The sequence below is a fragment of the Ornithinimicrobium murale genome (assembly GCF_003352835.1).
GTDB lineage: Bacteria > Actinomycetota > Actinomycetes > Actinomycetales > Dermatophilaceae > Ornithinicoccus > Ornithinicoccus muralis.
In genome coordinates this window covers 94,542-112,179 of record NZ_QLVD01000015.1, presented here as the reverse complement: position 1 = coordinate 112,179, position 17,638 = coordinate 94,542, and the positions used below count along the sequence as shown (strand labels likewise).

General features: G+C 69.8%; 17 protein-coding genes and 1 tRNA gene. 11 read left to right on the top strand and 7 right to left on the bottom strand.

The window, feature by feature from the left end:
- Positions 1–96 precede the first annotated feature (96 nt).
- Both DPQ65_RS05530 and DPQ65_RS05525 read left to right on the top strand, forming a co-directional pair.
- Complete coding sequence (locus DPQ65_RS05530) at positions 97–696, top strand: TetR/AcrR family transcriptional regulator (RefSeq protein ID WP_114906381.1); 600 nt, start codon at positions 97–99, stop codon at positions 694–696.
- Positions 693–2,276, top strand: a complete 1,584-nt coding sequence (locus DPQ65_RS05525) for an MDR family MFS transporter (RefSeq protein ID WP_114906380.1) — start codon at positions 693–695, stop codon at positions 2,274–2,276. Before DPQ65_RS05530 ends, DPQ65_RS05525 begins: the two co-directional genes overlap by 4 nt.
- Before the next feature lie 89 nt (positions 2,277–2,365).
- On the opposite strand, the gene DPQ65_RS05520 is transcribed toward DPQ65_RS05525, so the two are convergent.
- Positions 2,366–2,452, bottom strand: a tRNA-Leu gene (locus DPQ65_RS05520).
- Positions 2,453–2,576: 124 nt separating this feature from the next.
- The gene (locus DPQ65_RS05515) at positions 2,577–3,959 is read right to left on the bottom strand and encodes a DNA polymerase IV (protein ID WP_114906379.1); all 1,383 of its coding nucleotides are present in this window, start codon (positions 3,957–3,959) and stop codon (positions 2,577–2,579) included.
- Between the two features lie 39 nt (positions 3,960–3,998).
- On the opposite strand from DPQ65_RS05515, the gene DPQ65_RS05510 reads away from it, so the two are divergent.
- Genes DPQ65_RS05510 through DPQ65_RS05495 form a run of 4 tightly spaced genes read left to right on the top strand, consistent with a single transcriptional unit; the run spans position 3,999 to position 6,236 of the window.
- Positions 3,999–4,766, top strand: a complete 768-nt coding sequence (locus DPQ65_RS05510) for a HipA family kinase (protein WP_114906378.1) — start codon at positions 3,999–4,001, stop codon at positions 4,764–4,766.
- Positions 4,763–5,140 (top strand): DUF3037 domain-containing protein, encoded by a 378-nt coding sequence (locus tag DPQ65_RS05505; RefSeq protein ID WP_114906377.1) that lies wholly within the window; start codon positions 4,763–4,765, stop codon positions 5,138–5,140. Before DPQ65_RS05510 ends, DPQ65_RS05505 begins: the two co-directional genes overlap by 4 nt.
- The gene (locus DPQ65_RS05500; RefSeq protein WP_114906376.1) at positions 5,137–5,667 is read left to right on the top strand and encodes a YbaK/EbsC family protein; all 531 of its coding nucleotides are present in this window, start codon (positions 5,137–5,139) and stop codon (positions 5,665–5,667) included. The genes DPQ65_RS05505 and DPQ65_RS05500 overlap by 4 nt, the downstream gene beginning before the upstream one ends.
- 53 nt (positions 5,668–5,720) lie before the next feature.
- Positions 5,721–6,236, top strand: a complete 516-nt coding sequence (locus DPQ65_RS05495) for a phosphoribosyltransferase (RefSeq protein WP_114906375.1) — start codon at positions 5,721–5,723, stop codon at positions 6,234–6,236.
- Here the strand turns inward: DPQ65_RS05495 and DPQ65_RS05490 are convergent.
- Positions 6,200–7,141 (bottom strand): ArgP/LysG family DNA-binding transcriptional regulator, encoded by a 942-nt coding sequence (locus tag DPQ65_RS05490; RefSeq protein WP_114906374.1) that lies wholly within the window; start codon positions 7,139–7,141, stop codon positions 6,200–6,202. The genes DPQ65_RS05495 and DPQ65_RS05490 overlap by 37 nt on opposite strands.
- Before the next feature lie 70 nt (positions 7,142–7,211).
- Here DPQ65_RS05490 and DPQ65_RS05485 point away from each other — a divergent pair, with 70 nt between their 5' ends.
- On the top strand, positions 7,212–7,805 hold the full coding sequence (locus tag DPQ65_RS05485) for a LysE/ArgO family amino acid transporter (protein WP_114906373.1): 594 nt from the start codon (positions 7,212–7,214) through the stop codon (positions 7,803–7,805).
- Positions 7,806–7,885: 80 nt separating this feature from the next.
- On the opposite strand, the gene DPQ65_RS05480 is transcribed toward DPQ65_RS05485, so the two are convergent.
- Genes DPQ65_RS05480 through DPQ65_RS05470 form a run of 3 tightly spaced genes read right to left on the bottom strand, consistent with a single transcriptional unit; the run spans position 7,886 to position 10,262 of the window.
- Complete coding sequence (locus DPQ65_RS05480; RefSeq protein ID WP_114906372.1) at positions 7,886–8,725, bottom strand: TrmH family RNA methyltransferase; 840 nt, start codon at positions 8,723–8,725, stop codon at positions 7,886–7,888.
- Entirely contained in the window at positions 8,722–9,483 is a 762-nt protein-coding gene (locus DPQ65_RS05475; RefSeq protein ID WP_114906371.1) for a sulfite exporter TauE/SafE family protein, read from the bottom strand. Before DPQ65_RS05475 ends, DPQ65_RS05480 begins: the two co-directional genes overlap by 4 nt.
- Positions 9,480–10,262: an ABC transporter ATP-binding protein gene (locus tag DPQ65_RS05470; RefSeq protein WP_114906370.1), complete on the bottom strand. Its 783-nt coding sequence runs from the start codon at positions 10,260–10,262 to the stop codon at positions 9,480–9,482. The genes DPQ65_RS05475 and DPQ65_RS05470 overlap by 4 nt, the downstream gene beginning before the upstream one ends.
- Before the next feature lie 43 nt (positions 10,263–10,305).
- Here DPQ65_RS05470 and DPQ65_RS05465 point away from each other — a divergent pair, with 43 nt between their 5' ends.
- Positions 10,306–11,055 (top strand): hypothetical protein, encoded by a 750-nt coding sequence (locus DPQ65_RS05465; RefSeq protein WP_114906369.1) that lies wholly within the window; start codon positions 10,306–10,308, stop codon positions 11,053–11,055.
- A gap of 44 nt (positions 11,056–11,099) precedes the next feature.
- Here DPQ65_RS05465 and glgA read toward each other — a convergent pair whose 3' ends face one another.
- The gene (gene glgA / locus DPQ65_RS05460) at positions 11,100–12,317 is read right to left on the bottom strand and encodes a glycogen synthase (RefSeq protein WP_114906368.1); all 1,218 of its coding nucleotides are present in this window, start codon (positions 12,315–12,317) and stop codon (positions 11,100–11,102) included.
- A 54-nt stretch (positions 12,318–12,371) separates the two neighbouring features.
- Here glgA and glgC point away from each other — a divergent pair, with 54 nt between their 5' ends.
- Genes glgC through cphA form a run of 3 tightly spaced genes read left to right on the top strand, consistent with a single transcriptional unit; the run spans position 12,372 to position 17,483 of the window.
- The gene (glgC, locus tag DPQ65_RS05455) at positions 12,372–13,625 is read left to right on the top strand and encodes a glucose-1-phosphate adenylyltransferase (RefSeq protein WP_238146698.1); all 1,254 of its coding nucleotides are present in this window, start codon (positions 12,372–12,374) and stop codon (positions 13,623–13,625) included.
- A 47-nt stretch (positions 13,626–13,672) separates the two neighbouring features.
- Complete coding sequence (locus tag DPQ65_RS05450; RefSeq protein ID WP_114906465.1) at positions 13,673–14,590, top strand: cyanophycinase; 918 nt, start codon at positions 13,673–13,675, stop codon at positions 14,588–14,590.
- 19 nt (positions 14,591–14,609) lie between these two features.
- Positions 14,610–17,483, top strand: a complete 2,874-nt coding sequence (cphA, locus tag DPQ65_RS05445) for a cyanophycin synthetase (RefSeq protein WP_114906366.1) — start codon at positions 14,610–14,612, stop codon at positions 17,481–17,483.
- Positions 17,484–17,638: the final 155 nt, after the last annotated feature.

The following is a 17,638-nucleotide window of genomic DNA, read 5'->3' as shown; positions in this document are numbered from 1 at the left end:
CGTGGGCCCACCATCCCCCCGTATGCCGAGGTGCCAGTCCCCCTGGTCCGGCACCGCCGACTTGCAAAAGATTGCAGAACTGCATAAAGTGCAGGAGTGCAAACTTCACTCTCCCTACGAGAGCGCAAGCGCACCGACACCTTCCGCTCGATCCACGAGGCCGCCGCAGAGCTGGTGCTGGACCGAGGTCTGATGAACGTCACCGTGGACGAGATCGTCGAGCGTGCCGGTGTGTCCCAGCGCACCTTCTTCAACTACTTCCCCACCAAGGAAGACGCCGTCGTCGGCCTCCGCGCGCCGGAGCTCACCGACGAGATGTTGCAGTCCTTCCGCGCCCACGTGGGCAGCGACCTGCTCAGCAGCGCGGTCGAGCTGCTGGCAGCAGTCATCCGCACGGCGCTGGTCCCTGGGGACGACCCGGTGCGGCGCAAGGAGCTCACCGCTGAGTATCCCGAGCTGCGCAAGCGCTTCATGCTGCGCATCGCCGACGCCGAGCGACTCGCGCTGCAGGTCATCGAGGACCAGCCCGAGTCCCTCCCGAACACCGACGAGGCCGCCCGGGTGCTCATCGCGCTGGCCGGGGCCGTCATCCGCTTCAGCTACCAGTCCCAGCCGGGGTCGGTCACCGCAGACGACCAGGCGACGCTGCACCACGGCATCGAAACCTTCCGAGAGGTCCTACGTAACGCACTATGACGAACACTGAATCCCCCACCACGGTGAACCCCGGCCACGAGAAGCGCGACATCCAGCTGCTGTTCGCGGGCCTCATGGTGACCATGCTGCTGGCCTCGCTCAACCAGACGGTGCTCTCCACCGCGCTGCCCACCATCGTGGGCGAGCTGCACGGAGTCGACCAGATGCTCTGGGTCATCACCGGCTTCATCCTCGCCTCGACGATCATGATGCCGATCTACGGCAAGGTGAGCGACATCTTCGGTCGCAAGCCGTTGCTGCTCTTCGCCATCACCGTCTTCGTGGCCGGCTCCGTCCTGGGTGCGTTGGCAGGTGACATGACCGCCCTGATCGTGGCCCGTGTCGTCCAGGGTGTCGGAGGCGGTGGCCTGATGATCCTGTCCCAGGCCGCGATCGCCGATGTCATCCCCGCGCGGGAGCGTGGCAAGTACATGGGCATCATGGGCGGCGTCTTCGCCTTCTCCTCTGTCGCCGGCCCACTCCTGGGTGGTTGGTTCACCGAGGGCCCCGGCTGGCGCTGGGTCTTCTGGATCGCCGTCCCGCTCGGTGTCCTCGCCGCCGCGGCCACGATCGCGTTCCTGCCCGCCCGTCGCGCGACCGGCGAGAAGCGCCCTCGCATGGACTACCTCGGGATGGCCCTGATGGCCGTGGCCACCGCCTCCCTGGTCCTCGTCGGCACCTGGGGCGGCAGCGAGTACTCCTGGGACTCTCCGATGATCCTCGGCCTGGGCGCCACAGCGCTGGTCACCGGAAGCCTGTTCGTCCTGGCCGAGTCCCGGGCCGAGGCCCCGATCATCCCCCTGCACCTGTTCCGGGACCGCAACTTCAACCTGACGACGATCGCGGCGCTGTTCACGGGTGTGGCGATGTTCGGCGCGATCAGCTACCTGCCGACCTACCTGCAGATGTCCACGGGGCTGTCCGCCACCGTGGTGGGTCTGTTGATGGTGCCGATGATGGGGTCGATGCTGGTCAGCTCAACGGTCTCGGGCCAGTTGGTCACCCGCACGGGCCGCTACAAGCGCTACCCGATCATGGGATCCAGCCTGTTGGCGCTCGCCCTGCTCCTGCTCTCGACCCTGGAGTGGGACTCCCCCACGTGGCTGGTCTGCGTCTACATGGCGATCATGGGCATCGGCCTGGGGATGAGTATGCAGATCCTCACCCTGATCGTGCAGAACTCCTTCCCCGTGCGTCAGGTGGGCACCGCGACCGCATCGACCAACTACTTCCGTCAGGTGGGCGCCACCCTGGGCACGGCGCTCGTCGGCAGCATCTTCACGAGCCGGCTCGTCTCGCTGGTCGCCGACAAGGTGCCCACCGGCACGGGACCGCAGGACGGGGCGCACTCGCTGACCCCGGAGTTGGTCAACCAGATGCCCGATGCCCTGCGCGAGCTCATCATCCGGTCCTACAACGAGGCCCTGATCCCGATCTTCCTCTACATGACCCCGCTGGCGATCTGCGCCGCGATCGTCCTGATCTTCGTCAAGGAGAAGGCCCTGTCCACCAGTGTCGAGGATGACGTCCCGGCCGAGTCGCTCGCCGAGGGGCAGCTGGTCGTCTCCAGCAAGCGCTGAGCGGACAACGGCCACGCCCCGGACCGGGACCGCGCGGCGCAATGACAAAGCCCCTCGGGTCTGTGGTTCTCACACACCCGAGGGGCACTTGGTGTCCGGAGGGGGACTTGAACCCCCACGCCCGTTAAGGGCACTAGCACCTCAAGCTAGCGCGTCTGCCATTCCGCCACCCGGACGAGGGTGCACCGCACCGTTCTGCACGGTGGGCAACGACGCAAAAGATTAGCACGCATCGACCCCGATTCCTGCCTCGGGCAAGGCGCCGGGCACGGCCGCCCGCTTCGCCAGTCCTCGGACAGCTCAGGAGGCCGGGCGCCAGTCGGGCGGGTCGGCCGGAGCCAGGGCCGGGTCGTCCGCGGCGAAGGTCTTCACCGGGCCCGGGGAGGTCAGCGGGCCTTCGAACCGGATGGTCACCCGGCCGAGCCCGCTCCCCCACACCCAGCCCGGCCCGTGCTCCTCGTGGCGGACATCGGCGCCCGGTCGCCACTGCGGGCCGTGGGGGACTTCTGGGGTATGCCGAGTGCTCACCTCCTCCTGCACCTCACCCAGGCTGTCGGGCACCTCGAGCTGGCCGGGCGCGGGGCTGGCGAAGAGTCCCTCGCCCAGCTCGAGCTCCTCTTGGGCGTGGGTGGTCAGGCCCGACACGCCCACCCCCAGCAGCCGGATGCCAGAGGTGACATCGATTCCGGCCAACAGGCGCTTGGCCTGGCGGCCGATGACCGCCGGGTCCCCTGTCGCGTACGGCAGGGTGCCCGATCGGGTCAGCTGGCTGAAGTCGTGCTGGCGCACCTTCACCGTGGTGGTGCGGCCGAAGAAGGCCGACTTCCCCAACCGGCCGGCCAGACGGGCCACCATCAGGTCGAGCTCGCGCTCCAGCACCGCGGGATCGGCGATGTCGGTCTCGAAGGTCTCCTCGACCGAGACGCTCTTGGTCTCTCGCTGCGTCTCCACGGGCCGGTCGTCCTCGCCGCGTGCCAGCCGCACCAGACTGCCGCCGTGCGCCTGGCCGAAGATCGCGACCAGGTCGCCCTCGCTCACCCTCGCCAGATCGTGGACGGTCTCGACGCCGAAGGCGTGCAGGCGGGCCGCGGTCGCCGGCCCCACACCGGCGATGGCCCGCACCGACATCGGGCCGAGGACCTCCTGCTCGGTGCCGGCCTCGACGAGGGTCAGTCCGGCGGGCTTGTTCAGCTCGCTGCCGATCTTGGCCATCATCTTCGACGGCGCGATCCCGACCGAGGCGGTCAGGCCACCGGTGCCCTCCCGGATCCGCGCCAGCAGATCGTGCCCCAGGACGCGCAGGGCGTCAGGTGAGAGGTCCCGCCCCTCCCCGGCCGCGAGGTCGACATAGGCCTCGTCGACCGAGACCTGCTCGACCACCGGGGAGACCTCCCGCAGGAGACCCATCACCACACCCGAGGTCAGCCGGTAGGCGTCAAAGCGTCCGCCCAGAAAGGCCGTGCCCGAGGGGCAGCGGCGCCGCGCCTCGGAGGTCGGCATGGCCGAACGGGCCCCGAACTTGCGGGCCTCGTAGGACGCCGTGGACACCACCCCACGCGGGCCGATCCCACCGACGACCACCGGCTTGCCCCGCAACGAGGGCTTGTCCCGCTGCTCGACGGCGGCGAAGAATGCGTCCAGATCCAGGTGCAGGATGCTGGACTCGCGGCGGACGGCGGGCATGGCGCCCACTGTGACACAGGACCTGGGTAGGGTCGGCACGTGCTCGACCACGTCACCGCAGTTCGCTATGTCACCCCGCTCCGCGAGGGTGGCTCGATGCCTGGCATCGTCGAGGCCGACGACCTGGGGACCTATGTCGTGAAGTTCCACGGCGCAGGGCAGGGGGTGAAGGTCCTGGTCACCGAGATCATCGTCGGGGAGCTCGCCCGCCGGCTGGGGCTGCCCGTGCCGCGGATGGTGACCATCACTCTGCCACCGGCGATCGCCCGCTATGAGGCTGACGAGGAGGTGCAGGACCTGCTCAACGCCTCCCCCGGCACCAATCTGGGTGTGGATCTGCTGCCCGGGTCACTCGGCTACGACGGCTCCCGGCCCCCGGACGCCGAGCTGGCGTCCCGGATCCTGTGGCTGGACGCGTTCACCGCCAACATCGACCGCACCTGGTCCAACCCCAACCTGCTGACCTGGCACCGGCGCACCTGGCTGATCGACCACGGGGCCGCGCTCTACTTCCATCACTCCTGGCCCAGCAAGGAGCCCAACCCGCAGCGGTTTGCCGCCCAGCCGTTCCGCGCCGAGGAGCACGTGCTCGGCGCGCTGGCCACCGATCTGCCGGGGACCCATCAGGAGCTGTCCGATCAAGTCACCGCCGACCTGATCGGTGACGTGCTCGACCAGGTGCCCGAGGAGTGGCTGGAGACCACCACTCACCTGCCGGACGCACAGGCGGTGCACTCGGCATACCGCGATCATCTGTTGGCCCGGCTGGCGAGCCCACAGGTCTGGCTGCCGGGTGGTGCGGCATGAGCTACGACTACCAGTACGTCACGCTGCGGCTGGTGCCCCGGGTGGAGCGCGAGGAGTTCATCAACGTGGGTGTGGTGCTCTACAGCCAGGAGGCCGAGTTCCTCCAGGGTGCCCACGAGCTGCACGAGGACCGCGCCCGTGCCCTGGCACCCGACCTGGACCTGGAGGCTGTGCGAGCTGCACTGGAGGCCGTATGCCGGGTGGCCGCCGGTGAGCACTCGCCCACTACACCGCGGCTGGACCGGCTCGGGCCACGCTTCGGCTGGCTGAGTGCACCGCGCAGCACCATCGTGCAGCCCGGGCCGATCCACGGCGGCACGACGCAGGACCCGGCTGGCACGCTCCAGCACCTGGTGCGCATCCTGGTGTCATGACGCGCGCACTGACCTGGCACCCGTTCACCGACCGTCCCGACCTGGTGGCCGCCCCCGTGCGGGAAGCCCTGGAGGGCACGCCGCTGGCGGCCTCGGTCGAGGTCACCGAGATCGACCCCGACCTGGCGGACACGCAGGCGCTGGTCGACTCCACCGACGTGCTCCTCGAGGAGAGCGCCAACTGCATCGTGGTCCTGGGCCGGCGCGGTGAGGACGAGCGGGTCGCCGCCGGGCTGGTGCTGGCCACGACCCGCGCCGACGTCAACAGCACCGTGCGCAAGCGCCTGGACGTGCGCAAGGCCAGCTTCATGCCGATGGATCGAGCGGTGGCCGACACGGGGATGGAGTATGGCGGGATCACCCCCGTCGGGTTGCCGGACCAGTGGCCCGTGCTGGTCGACTCCCGGGTGATCGACTCCCCGCGGGTGGTGATCGGGTCCGGACTGCGCCGCTCCAAGCTGCGGCTGCCCGGTGCGCTCGTCGCGGACCTGCCGGGCGTCGAGGTCGTCGAGGGCCTGGCCCGCTGAGCTTGCCTCCCAACCATGCCCCCTGTCCGGCGGCGGGGAGTAACCTCGGCCGGGTGACGGCATACCACGCAGACTCCTCCGACCTGCCCGACAAGGAGGTCCTCACCTGGGACCTGTTCGGGAGGGCAAGTCGCGAGCTGGCCCAGGTCGTGGCCGACTCCGGCTTCGACCCCGAGATCATCATCGCGGTCGCCCGCGGCGGGCTGCTGCCCGGCGGAGCCCTTTCCTATGCCCTCGGGATCAAGCTGTCCGACGCGATCAACGTCGAGTTCTACACCGATGTGCACGAGACGCTCCCGGACCCCGTGCTGCTGGCGCCGCTGCTGGACACCGAGTCGATCCGGGACCGGCGCCTGCTCGTGGTGGACGACGTCGCCGACTCCGGGCGCACCCTGGCGCTCGTGCTGGACCTGTTGAGCTCACACGGTGCCGACACCCGCAGCGCCGTGCTCTATGCGAAGCCGAGCACCATCGTGCAGCCCGACTTCGTCTGGCGGCACACCGCTGAGTGGATCGTCTTCCCCTGGTCCGATCAGCCGCCGGTGACCCCGGCCGAAGCGGGCGGCTGACCCGGACGCAGGGCCCGCGCCGCCTCGACGACCGTGGCGGTCAGGCGGCTCAGGTGACGGGACTCCAGGTGCCACACCTGCCAGTGCAACGGCACGTTCTGATGCTGCAGCCCCGGCACCCGCACCAGCCGACCGGCGTCCAGGGACGCCCCGATCTGGTGCTCGGGCAGCATGCCCCAGCCGAGCCCGGCGCGCACCGCCCGGGCGAAGGCCTCCGAGGAGGGCACCTCGTGCCAGGGGGCTGCGCTGATCTGCTCGGGCGAGCGCACGGCGTCCTGGAGCATGTCCTTGGCATTGAACTGCACGACCGGCATCCGGGCCAGGTCCACGTGCCCGCCGTCCTGGTGGGCCGCCAGCAGGCCCGGCGCCACGACCGGGAGATAGCGCATCACCCCCAGCTGACGCACCGTGCACCCGACGACGGCACGACCCGCCGTCGTGACCGCCCCCAGCACCTCCCCCGCGGACAGCATGGCCTGGGTGTGCTCCTGGTCGTCGACGCGCAGCCGCAGCACGGCGTCGGACCACGCGGCCGCCTCCCGGAGCACCGCGGGGAACCAGGTGGCCAGGGAGTCGGCGTTGACCGCAACCCGCAGCTCGGTCCGGGCCAGCGTGTCCTGGACCTCGTGCTCCTCCGCGGTGCCGGCCGTGGCACCCGTCCCGAGGGCCTCGGCCGCCTCCCCCATGACCAGCTCCACCTGACGTGCTGAGCGGAGCACCAGAGCCCCGGCCTCGGTCGCGGCGCAGGGAGAGCCCCGTCGCACCAGGACCCGTCCGGTGCTCGACTCCAGGGCGCGGATCCGCTGGCTGACGGCGGACGGGCTGATGCGGAGCCTGCTCGCGGCGGCCTCGAAGGTGCCCTCGTCCACCACCGCCACCAGGGCGCGGAGCTGTTCCAACTGCATGAAGCAATGCTAAGGCACCTGAAGGCTGATGCGTTTTGCTTCAGCAGTGGCTCTTCCTAGGTTGAGACGCATGCTCCCCGTCATCCTTGCGGGCCTGGTGTCCGGCCTGGGCCTGATCATCGCCATCGGCGCCCAGAACGCCTTCGTGCTGCGCCAGGGCATCCGCCGCGAGCACATCGGCTCGGTCATCCTCATCTGTGCCGTGGCGGACATCCTGCTCATCTCCGTCGGCACCGCCGGGGTCGGCGCCCTCGTCAGCTCCCAGCCGACCGTGCTGACCGTGATTCGCTGGCTGGGCGCTGGTTACCTGCTGTGGTTCGCCTGGGGTTCCCTGCGCTCGGCCGCCCGTCCGGCCGGACTGGTGGCCAGTCGTCCCGCCTCTCGAGGCTCCGTGCTCACCACCGCCCTGGCCCTGACCTTCCTGAACCCGCACGTCTATCTCGACACGGTCCTGCTCCTCGGGACGCTCGCCGCCTCTCACGGCGAGGCCCGGTGGTGGTTCGCCCTGGGAGCGTGCGTCGGCAGCCTGGTGTGGTTCAGCGCCCTCGGACTCGGAGCACATGCCCTGTCCCGTCCGCTGTCCTCGCCCACGACCTGGCGGGTCGTCGACCTGCTCGTCGCGCTCGTGATGGTGGTGCTGGCCGTCCGGCTGCTGCTGGGGTGAGGGTCTCGCCGCACTGGTCGGCTGCCCGTGGGATGACGGTGGATCCCCGCTGAGGTTGCCCCGGCCGGAGCGTGCTGGGCTCAGGCGGTGGGCGGCTGCAGGGCCCAGAAGGCCACCGCGCTCGCGGCCGCGACGTTGAGCGAGTCGACCCCGCCCGACATCGGGATGCGGACAGCCACGTCGGCGTCGGCGATCGTCCGCGCACCAAGACCGTCACCCTCGGTGCCCAGGACGAGGGCCAGCCGTTCCGGCGGGTCGGCCGCCAGCTCACCGAGGTCCAGGCCGTCATCGCGCAGGGCGAAGGCGGCCACCGTGAAGCCCATCTCGCGCAGGGTGGTGATCGCACCCGGCCACGGGTCGACGCGCGTCCACGGGACCTGGAAGACCGTGCCCATCGAGACCCGCACCGACCGGCGGTAGAGGGGGTCGGCACAGCGTGGCGTGACCAGCACCGCGTCGACACCGAGAGCGGCCGCAGACCGGAAGACGGCTCCGACGTTGGTGTGGTCGACGATGTCCTCCAGCACGGCCACCCGGCGTGCGCCGTCGAGGATCTCGGCCACGGGAGGCAGGACGGGGCGGTGCATCGCGGCGAGCGCGCCCCGGTGCAGGTGGAAGCCGGTCATCGCCTCCGCCACGGTCGGGTCCATGACAAAGACCGGTGCCCCCTCGGACACCGCACGCTGCACCAGATCGGAGAGGTCGCTGAGCCAGCGCGGCGTGAGTAGGAGCGACCGGAACCGGTGGCCCGCACCCAGGGCCCGGTGGATGACCTTGGCCGACTCGGCGAGGTACAGCCCCTGCTCGGGCTCCAGGACCCGGCGCAGGGCCACGTCGGTCAGGCCGACATAGTCCCTGACCCGCTCATCAGCCGGGTCATCGATCCAGGTGACTCCGTCGGGCAACCCGGCACTCGTCATACGAGCAGCACCACGATCGCGACGACACCGATGATCACGATGGTGGCCCGCAACAGCCAGGGCGGCATGAGGCGCCCCACCCGCGCGCCGATCAGCCCGCCGAAGAAGGCACCGAGGGCGACCAAGCCGACGATGACCCAGTTCACCTGGGTCGGGTCGACGACCAGGAAGACCAGGGCGGCGGTGAAGTTCACGATCAGCCCGAGCACGTTCTTGGCCCCGTTGAGCTCCTGGAGCCCGTTGGGCAGCAGCACGCTCATCATGCCGATCAGCAGGACACCCTGCGCCGCGCCGAAGTATCCGCCATACATGCCGGCGACCAGGACGCCGACGAGGAGCACGACCAGGCGCCCACCGGTGAGCTGGTCCGCGTGGTGCCGGGCCGCCCAGGCGTTGATCCGCGGCCCGAGCACCACCAGCACCAGCGCCAGGGCGATCAGCGCGGGGACGATGGCCTCGAAGGCCGCCTCCGGCAGGACCAGCAGCAAGAGCGCGCCGATGATGGCCCCCAGGAACGACGCGGGCGCGAGCTTGACCAGCACCTGACGCAGCGGCGCGATCTCGCGACGATAGCCCCAGGCTCCGGTCACGCCCCCCGCCACCAGCCCGAGGCTGTTGGAGATGTTGGCCGAGACCGGCGGGTAGCCGAAGAAGAGCAACGTCGGGAAGGTGACCAGGGTGCCGGAGCCCACGACGGTGTTGATGGCACCGGCCCACATGCCGGCGAGGATGATCGCCGAGACCTCGAAGGCGCTCATGCGGCGCGGGCGGCCCAGCGCGCGCCGTGCTTCTCCACCACCAGCGGCAGTCCGAACGTCCGCGAGAGGTTCTCGTCGGTCAGCGTGGTCTCCAGGGGCCCCGCGGCCTCGACCCGGCCGTCCCGCAGCATCAGGATGTCGGTGAACCCCGGCGGGATCTCCTCCACGTGGTGGGTGACCAGCACCATCGCCGGCGACTCGAGGTCCTCGGCCAGCACCTGCAGGCGGCCGACAAGGTCCTCCCGGCCGCGCAGGTCCAGGCCCGCGGCCGGCTCGTCGAGCAGCATCAGCTCGGGGTCGGTCATCAGCGCTCGGGCGATCTGCACCCGCTTGCGCTCCCCCTCGCTCAGCGTGGAGAAGCGACGCGTGGCCAGGTGGTCGACGCCGAGGGCCACCAGGAGCTCATCGGCCCGGCCGGTGTCCATCGCGTCATACTCCTCGCGCCAGCGACCAGTCACGCCCCAGGAGGCGGTCACCACGACGTCGCGCACCATCTCCTCGGCCGGGATCCGGTCTGCGAGAGCAGCGCTGGCCAGCCCGATGCGTGGGCGCAGGTCAAAGACGTCGACGGTCCCCAGCACCTCACCGAGGATCCCGGCGACTCCCGTGGTCGGGTGGATGCGGGCCGCTGCGATCTGCAGGAGGGTGGTCTTGCCCGCGCCGTTGGGGCCGATGACGACCCAGCGCTCACCCTCCTCGACCGACCAGTCGATGTCGTCCAGCAGCGTGTTGCCGCCACGGCGCACGCCGACACCGGCAAATTCCAGGACGTCGCTCATGTCGAGTAAGGTTAGTTCGCCCGCCGATGCTTACCATCACCGCATGGCAGACCTGCCGGCAAGTGTGCGCGTCGCGCTGTGGTCCACGGCGGCGCTGGGTGGCCACCTCGACCTGAGCGAGGTGCCCCGGCGCGCCATGCCTGACCTCGATCACGTGGACGGCCTGGTCCCCCAGCTGGGCCTGTGGCGCGACCTGGGTGAGCGCGTGGTGCTGGTGGCCCTCCCCCGGGCCGGTGACCTGCGCAGTATGCCGAGGGGCCCGGCCGACCTGGTCGCTGCGGCCACCGAGGCGGAGGAGTTGGTCTACGTCACCGGGCTCGGTGGTGCCCTGGTCCCACGGATCGAGGCGTTCGGTCCCGAGGGCGACCAGGGCTGGGAGGCCCGGTGGGTCACCTTCGACTCCGACCCGGTGCCCCAGCACGTGGTGCAGCAGCTGTCCCTGCCGGACGTCGAGCTGGAGCTGCGTCGCGAAATCGCCACCCTGACCGAGCAGCTCGCCGGTGCCTCAGGCCAGCCACTCAGTGGCCACGGCCTGGAGTCGGTCGTGCGGGACAGCGTGGACGAGGCCTGGGGGTTGCCTGAAGGCCTCCCGCCCCGCGCCATCCGGGTCATCGAGCTGGCCGGGGCGATCACCGGCCTCGCTGCCGCGGGGCTCGACCATCGGTTGCACAGCGTGGACTCCAGCTCGACCCTGCAGCGAGAGCACATCCTGCGACAGCTGCACGATGTCGCGGCACGGTCCCTGGTGGCGGCCACCAACGTCGGTGTGCTGCACCTGGCCGGGTGGCGCTGACCGCCCGAGCCCCTGGACGCAGGCATCTCACCGGCTGATGCCGCTCAGACGGCCTGCACCGCACGGTAGACCTCGACGGTGCGCTCGGCGATCGTGGCCCAGCTGAAGTGCTCCACCGCCCGGCTCCGTCCGGCCTCGCCCATCCGACGAGCCCGGTCAGGGTCGGAGACCGCGTCGTTGATGGTCCTGGCCAGGTCGGCGACGAAGGCGTCAGGATCGGTCGGGGTGCCCGTGCCGTCGGTGACCTGTTCGATCGGGACCAGCCAGCCGGTCTCTCCGTCCACCACGACCTCCGGGATGCCGCCGGTCGCGGTGGCCACGACCGCCGCACCACACGCCATCGCCTCGAGGTTGACGATGCCCAGTGGCTCGTAGACCGACGGGCACAGGAAGACCGTGGCGTGAGACAGCACCGCGATGACCTGGTCGCGGGGCAGCATGTCCCCGATCCAGATCACGCTGTCGCCCTCGGACCGGCCCTGGCGCAGGACATCGACCAGCCCGATCACCTCGGCCTTGATCTCCTCGGTGTCCGGAGCGCCGGCGAGCAGCACGACCTGCACGTCCTCGGGCAGCTCAGCCAGGGCCCGCAGCAGGTAGGGCAGCCCCTTCTGGCGGGTGATCCGCCCGACGAACACCACCGCGGGACGGTCCGGGTCCATGCCCAGCGCACGCACGGCGGCCCTGGCCTCCTCGGACGTGTTCCGCTGCCACAGTTGGGAGTCGATGCCGTTGTGCACCACATGGACCCGGTGGGGGTCGATGTCCGGATAGCTGGCCAGGATGTCCGTGCGCATGCCGGCCGAGACGGCGATGACCCCCGCAGCAGCCTCGTAGGCGGTCTTCTCGGCCCAGGAGGACACCCGGTAGCCGCCGCCGAGCTGCTCGGCCTTCCACGGGCGCATCGGCTCCAGGCTGTGGGCCGAGATCACGTGCGGCATGCCGCCGAGCAGACTGGCCAGGTGGCCGCCCATGTTGGCGTACCAGGTGTGGGAGTGGACCACGTCCGCGCCGCTGGAGACCACGTCGGAGGCCATCGCCACATCGACCCCCAGGGTGCGCAGGGCGGCGTTGGCGGAGAGCAGGTTCGCCGGGGTCGGGTACCCCGTGGTGTCCGGCTCGTCCACGGGCTGGTCGAAGGCCCGCACCGACACGGTCAGATCGGAGAATCCCCGCAGGGCACGGCTCAGTTCGGCAACGTGGACGCCGGCGCCACCGTAGATATTCGGGGGGTACTCACGGGTCAGGATGTCGATGCGCACACCCGCACGCTATCCCCTGTCGACCAAACGCGCTCGGGGCAATAGGTTGGCCACATGGTTGCACGAATGGGAAGGCTGAAGGTCCTCGCGATCGTGCTCGCGGGAGGTGAGGGCAAGCGGCTCATGCCGTTGACTGCCGACCGTGCCAAGCCGGCCGTGCCGTTCGGCGGCAGCTACCGGCTGATCGACTTCGCCCTGTCCAACCTGGTGAACTCCGGGTGTCTGAAGATCGTCGTCCTCACCCAGTACAAGTCGCACAGCCTGGATGCCCACGTCACCCGGACCTGGCGCATGTCCACCCTCCTCGGCAACTACGTGGCTCCCGTCCCGGCGCAGCAGCGGATGGGCAAGCACTGGTTCTCCGGCAGTGCCGACGCCATCTACCAGAGCCTGAACCTGGTGCACGACGAAAAGCCGGACATCATCGTGGTGGTGGGTGCCGACCACGTGTACCGCATGGACTTCTCCCAGATGATCGACCAGCACGTCGAGACCGGTGCCGGGGTCACGGTGGCCGCGATCCGCCAGCCGCTCGGTCTGGCCGACCAGTTCGGAGTGATCGAGGTCGACGATGCTGACCCGCGGCGGATCGGTGACTTCCTGGAGAAGCCGCAGAACCCCAAACCGCTGCCCGACTCGCCCGACGAGGTGCTCGCCTCCATGGGCAACTATGTCTTCGATGCCGATGTCCTGGAGCAGGCCGTGCGCGACGACGCGGAACTCGAGGACTCCAAGCACGACATGGGCGGCGACATCGTGCCTGCCTTCGTCAACCGTGGCGAGGGCTACGTCTACGACTTCAAGGACAACGACATCCCCGGCGCGACCGAGCGGGATACGGCCTACTGGCGTGATGTGGGGAACCTGGACTCCTACTACGACGCGCACATGGACCTCGTCTCTGTGCACCCCGTCTTCAACCTCTACAACGACCGGTGGCCCATCTACACCAATCCGGGCAACCACCCGCCGGCGAAGTTCGTGCACGGCTCGCAGGATCGGGTGGGGCACGCGATGGGGTCGATGGTGTCGGCGGGCGTCGTCATCTCCGGCGCCACAGTCACCGACTCGGTGATCTCACCGAATGTGCACATGCACAGCTTCAGCAACGTCTCGCAGTCGGTGGTCCTGGACGGCGCGGAGATCGGACGCAGCGCCCAGATCCACCGCGCCATCATCGACAAGGCGGTCATCGTGCCGCCGGGTGTCAGCGTCGGGGTGGACCACGACCAGGACCGTGCTCGTGGGTTCACGGTGACCGAGAGCGGTCTCGTGGTCGTGGGCAAGGGCACGGTCATCGACGGGTGAGCCGACCAGGCGGTGAGTGCGATTAGGGTGCACCCATGCCGTCGGACATGACTCCCGTGACAGACTCGGCCGTCCCCTCCGGTGAGGAGGTGCAGCGCACCCTCCTGGTGATCGGGGGCGCCGAGGACAAGCGTCGGCGCGTGGTGGTGCTCAAGCGCTTCGTGCGTCTCGCCGGCGGCAAGGACGCGCGGGTCGTCGTCATCCCGACCGCGTCCTCGATGGCGGAGGAGGCCTTCGAGGTCTACCAGTCGGTCTTCGGTCGGCAGCACGTCAGCGATATCTCGCTGGTCAATCCGCAGAGCAGGCAGGAGGCCTCTGATCCCGACCTCATCGAGGCCATCGACAATGCGACCGGTGTTTTCGTGACCGGCGGCAACCAGCTCAAACTGGGCCAGCTGATCGTGGGCACGCCGGTGCACGAGGCGATCACCCGTGCCTACCACCGCGGGGCCGTCATCTCCGGCACGTCGGCGGGCGCTTCGGTCCTGAGCCAGTTCATGATCTCGATGGGTGAGGAGGGCGTGGTCCCCCGGCAGCGGGTCTCGCAGGTGAGCGCGGGCATGGGATTGCTCCCAGGAGTCATCCTGGATCAACACTTCGGCCAACGGACGCGCTATGCCCGGCTGCTGTCCCTGATCGCCGCCTCCCCCAGCCTGCTCGGTGTCGGCATCGACGAGGACACCGCGGCAGAGATCATCAACGAGCGGGCGATGTCGGTGGTGGGGTCGGGCGCCGTCTACGTGGTGGACGCCCGGGCCGCGGTCAGCGACGCCCACGAGGCACGCCGCGACGCGCCCCTGATGGTCTCCGGGGCCGTGGTCCACTCCCTGCCCTTCGGCGCGACCTTCGATCTGCAGGCCGCTCAACTCACCGACTTCGTCGAGATGCACTCGGAGGTGGCCGTGGTCACCTCGCCCGCCGACGTCCACGACACCGCCAACGCAGCAGCCGCGCTGCGCCGCTGACCGGACCCAGGAGGCCCTCATGACCCAGTCCCAGTCCCCCACCGCTCCGGTCGCACCCGACCTGCGGATCGTGGAGCAGCGGGTCTACCGCGGCCCGAACATCTGGAACTACGAGCAGGCCATCCACCTGGTGGTGGACCTCGGCGTGCTGGAGCAGTACCCCTCGAACCTGATCCCGGGCTTCACCGAGCAGCTTCTGGAGTGGCTACCGGGCCTGCACAACCACGTGTGCTCGCGCGGCAAGGCCGGCGGCTTCGTGGAGCGTCTGCACGAGGGCACCTGGGTGGGACACATCAGCGAGCACCTCGCCCTCCAGCTGCAGGGCGAGGCCGGTCACGACCTGCGACGCGGCAAGACTCGTGCGGTGAAGGGCCAACCCGGCCACTACAACGTCATCTACTCCTATATCGACGAGCGGGTCGGCCTGGCGGCCGGCGAGCTCGCGGTCCGCATGGTCAACGCCGCGGTGGCCCGCGATCCCGAGTTCGACTTCACCAGTGAGCTCGATGACTTCCTGCGTCTGGCCCAGCGCACCGCCTTCGGGCCGTCGACCAACGCGATCCTGGAAGAGGCCGTCGCGCGCGACATCCCGTTCATCCGGCTCAACACCGCCTCTCTGGTGCAGCTCGGCCAGGGAGTGCACCAGCAACGGATCCGGGCGACGATGACATCCAAGACCTCCGCCCTCGCGGTGGACATCGCCGGCGACAAGTCGTTGACCAACACGCTGCTGTCCTCGGCCGGGCTGCCGGTCCCGCTCAGTGACACGGTCCGCACCGAGGACGGAGCAGTGCAGGTGGCCCAGCGCATCGGCTACCCCGTTGTCGTCAAGCCCCTGGACGGCAACCACGGCCGCGGGGTCGGCATCAACCTGCGCAGCGAGGCGGAGGTGCGGGCCCACTTCCCGCTCGCCGCGGAGCAATCCCGGCGGGGGGTCATGGTGGTCGAGTCCTTCATCACCGGCAACGACTACCGCTGCCTGATCGTCGGCGGCAAGATGCAGGCCATCGCCGAACGGGTGCCGGCCCACGTGGTCGGCGACGGCACCCACACCATCAACGAGCTGGTCGAGATCACCAATGCCGACCCCCGGCGCGGTGTCGGTCACGAGAAGGTCCTGACCAGGATCACGATCACCGAGGGCGCGGAGGCGCTGGTCCGCAACCAGGGTTTTGAGATGGACGGCGTGCCTCCGGAGGGCACGATGGTCAAGCTTGCTCTGACCGGCAACATGTCGACCGGTGGCATCGCGGTGGACCGCACCTTCGATGCTCATCCCGAGAACGTGGAGATCGCCGAGGAGGCCGCCCGGCTGATCGGCCTGGACGTGGCGGGCATCGACTTCATCTGCCCGGACATCTCCGCCCCCGTGCGGGAGACGGGCGGAGCCATCTGCGAGGTCAATGCGGCACCCGGCTTCCGGATGCACACCCACCCGACGGTCGGCGAGCCGCAGTACATCGCCAAGCCTGTGGTCGACCTGCTCTTTCCTCCGGGCACCGCGGCCCGTGTGCCGATCGTGGCGGTGACCGGCACCAACGGCAAGACGACCACGTCCCGGATGATCGCCCACATCATGAAGGGGTTGGGCAAGCAGGTCGGCATGACCTCGACGGACGGCATCGTGATCGACGAGCGACTCGTCAAGCGCGCCGACGCCTCGGGACCCAAGTCGGCACGGATGGTGCTGCAGAACCCCAGGGTGGACTTCGCCGTCATGGAGGTCGCACGAGGCGGCATCCTGCGCGAGGGCCTGGGCTATGACCGCAACGACGTCGCGGTGGTCACCAACGTCTCGGCGGACCACCTCGGCCTGCGGGGCATCGACACGGTCGAGCAACTGGCCGCCGTCAAGCGGGTCGTCGTCGAGGCCGTGCCCCGCAACGGGTTCGCCGTGCTCAATGCAGACGACCCCAACGTCCGGGAGATGCGGCGCAGCTGCAGCGGCAGCATCGTCTACTTCTCGATGCAGCCGCCAGGCAGTCCCGAGCGTGAGTTCATCGAGACCCGCCTGCGTCGCGGCGGTCGCGCCGTGGTCCTGGAACCCACCGACCGCGGGGAGATGATCGTCATTCGGCACGGTCGTCGTTCCATGCAGCTCGCCTGGACCCACCTGTTGCCCAGCACCTTCGGTGGCGCCGCTCGCTTCAACGTCGCCAACGCGATGGCTGCCGCCGGTGCCGCCTTCGCCTGCGACGTGCCCCTCCACGACATCCGGCAGGGCCTGCGCACGTTCACCACCAGCTACTACCTGTCGCCGGGGCGCCTCAACATGCTCGACGTCAAGGGCGTCAGCGTCGTCGTCGACTACTGCCACAACCCCGCCGGCATGCGGGCCCTCGGCGAGTTTGTGGACAACCTGTCCGAGCAGAAGGAGGCCGCGCTCGACAACGCCCGGATCAGCCGGATCGGTGTCATCGGTGGCACCGGCGACCGGCGCGACGACGACCTGGCCGAGCTGGGGGCAGTCGCCGCCCGGCACTTCGACGTGCTGGTGGTCCGCGAGGACGACAACCCCCGTGGACGGGCCCCGGGTGAGAGCGCCCAGCACGTGGTGCGCGGCATCAACGAGAGCATCGAGGCGGGCGAGGCGAGGGTCCGCAAGGTCGACACGGTGCTGCCCGAGGTCGAGGCGGTGCGTCATGCCATGGTGCTCAGCAACCCTGGCGACCTCCTCGTGGCCTGTGTGGACAAGCACGCCCGCGTCCTGGCCGAGCTGGAGGACCTGAGCAACTCTGCCTACGCAGGATCGCGCACTGACGAGGAGCGGGTGGGCGACCCCGATCTGGACCCGGCCGAGCTGCATGAGGCGGCCGAGGCCTCCGGCGAGGAGGCCCGCAGCGACTACACCGAGCTGGACGTCGCCGACGCGGAGACCAGCGAGCGAGCCTGAGCAGCGAGGTCCGGAGGCTCTCCGGCCCCGCTGGAGGCCCGGTCACGGCTGGGTGGTGCTTGGCAGGTCCTCCACCCGGACGTTGACCCGGTGACGACTGGGTCGTGCTTGGCAGGTCCTCCACCCGGACGTTGACCCGGTGACGGCTGGGTGGC

Bases quoted from the DNA above. Each gene is read 5' to 3' on its own strand.
- DPQ65_RS05515 (WP_114906379.1), bottom strand. From the start codon at position 3,959: ATGCCCGCCGTCCGCCGCGAGTCCAGCATCCTGCACCTGGATCTGGAC.
- DPQ65_RS05480 (WP_114906372.1), bottom strand. From the start codon at position 8,725: ATGACGAGTGCCGGGTTGCCCGACGGAGTCACCTGGATCGATGACCCG.
- DPQ65_RS05485 (WP_114906373.1), top strand. From the start codon at position 7,212: ATGCTCCCCGTCATCCTTGCGGGCCTGGTGTCCGGCCTGGGCCTGATC.
- cphA (WP_114906366.1), top strand. From the start codon at position 14,610: ATGACCCAGTCCCAGTCCCCCACCGCTCCGGTCGCACCCGACCTGCGG.
- DPQ65_RS05500 (WP_114906376.1), top strand. From the start codon at position 5,137: ATGACGCGCGCACTGACCTGGCACCCGTTCACCGACCGTCCCGACCTG.
- DPQ65_RS05475 (WP_114906371.1), bottom strand. From the start codon at position 9,483: ATGAGCGCCTTCGAGGTCTCGGCGATCATCCTCGCCGGCATGTGGGCC.
- DPQ65_RS05525 (WP_114906380.1), top strand. From the start codon at position 693: ATGACGAACACTGAATCCCCCACCACGGTGAACCCCGGCCACGAGAAG.
- DPQ65_RS05505 (WP_114906377.1), top strand. From the start codon at position 4,763: ATGAGCTACGACTACCAGTACGTCACGCTGCGGCTGGTGCCCCGGGTG.
- DPQ65_RS05450 (WP_114906465.1), top strand. From the start codon at position 13,673: ATGACTCCCGTGACAGACTCGGCCGTCCCCTCCGGTGAGGAGGTGCAG.
- DPQ65_RS05465 (WP_114906369.1), top strand. From the start codon at position 10,306: ATGGCAGACCTGCCGGCAAGTGTGCGCGTCGCGCTGTGGTCCACGGCG.
- DPQ65_RS05490 (WP_114906374.1), bottom strand. From the start codon at position 7,141: ATGCAGTTGGAACAGCTCCGCGCCCTGGTGGCGGTGGTGGACGAGGGC.
- glgC (WP_238146698.1), top strand. From the start codon at position 12,372: ATGGTTGCACGAATGGGAAGGCTGAAGGTCCTCGCGATCGTGCTCGCG.
- DPQ65_RS05470 (WP_114906370.1), bottom strand. From the start codon at position 10,262: ATGAGCGACGTCCTGGAATTTGCCGGTGTCGGCGTGCGCCGTGGCGGC.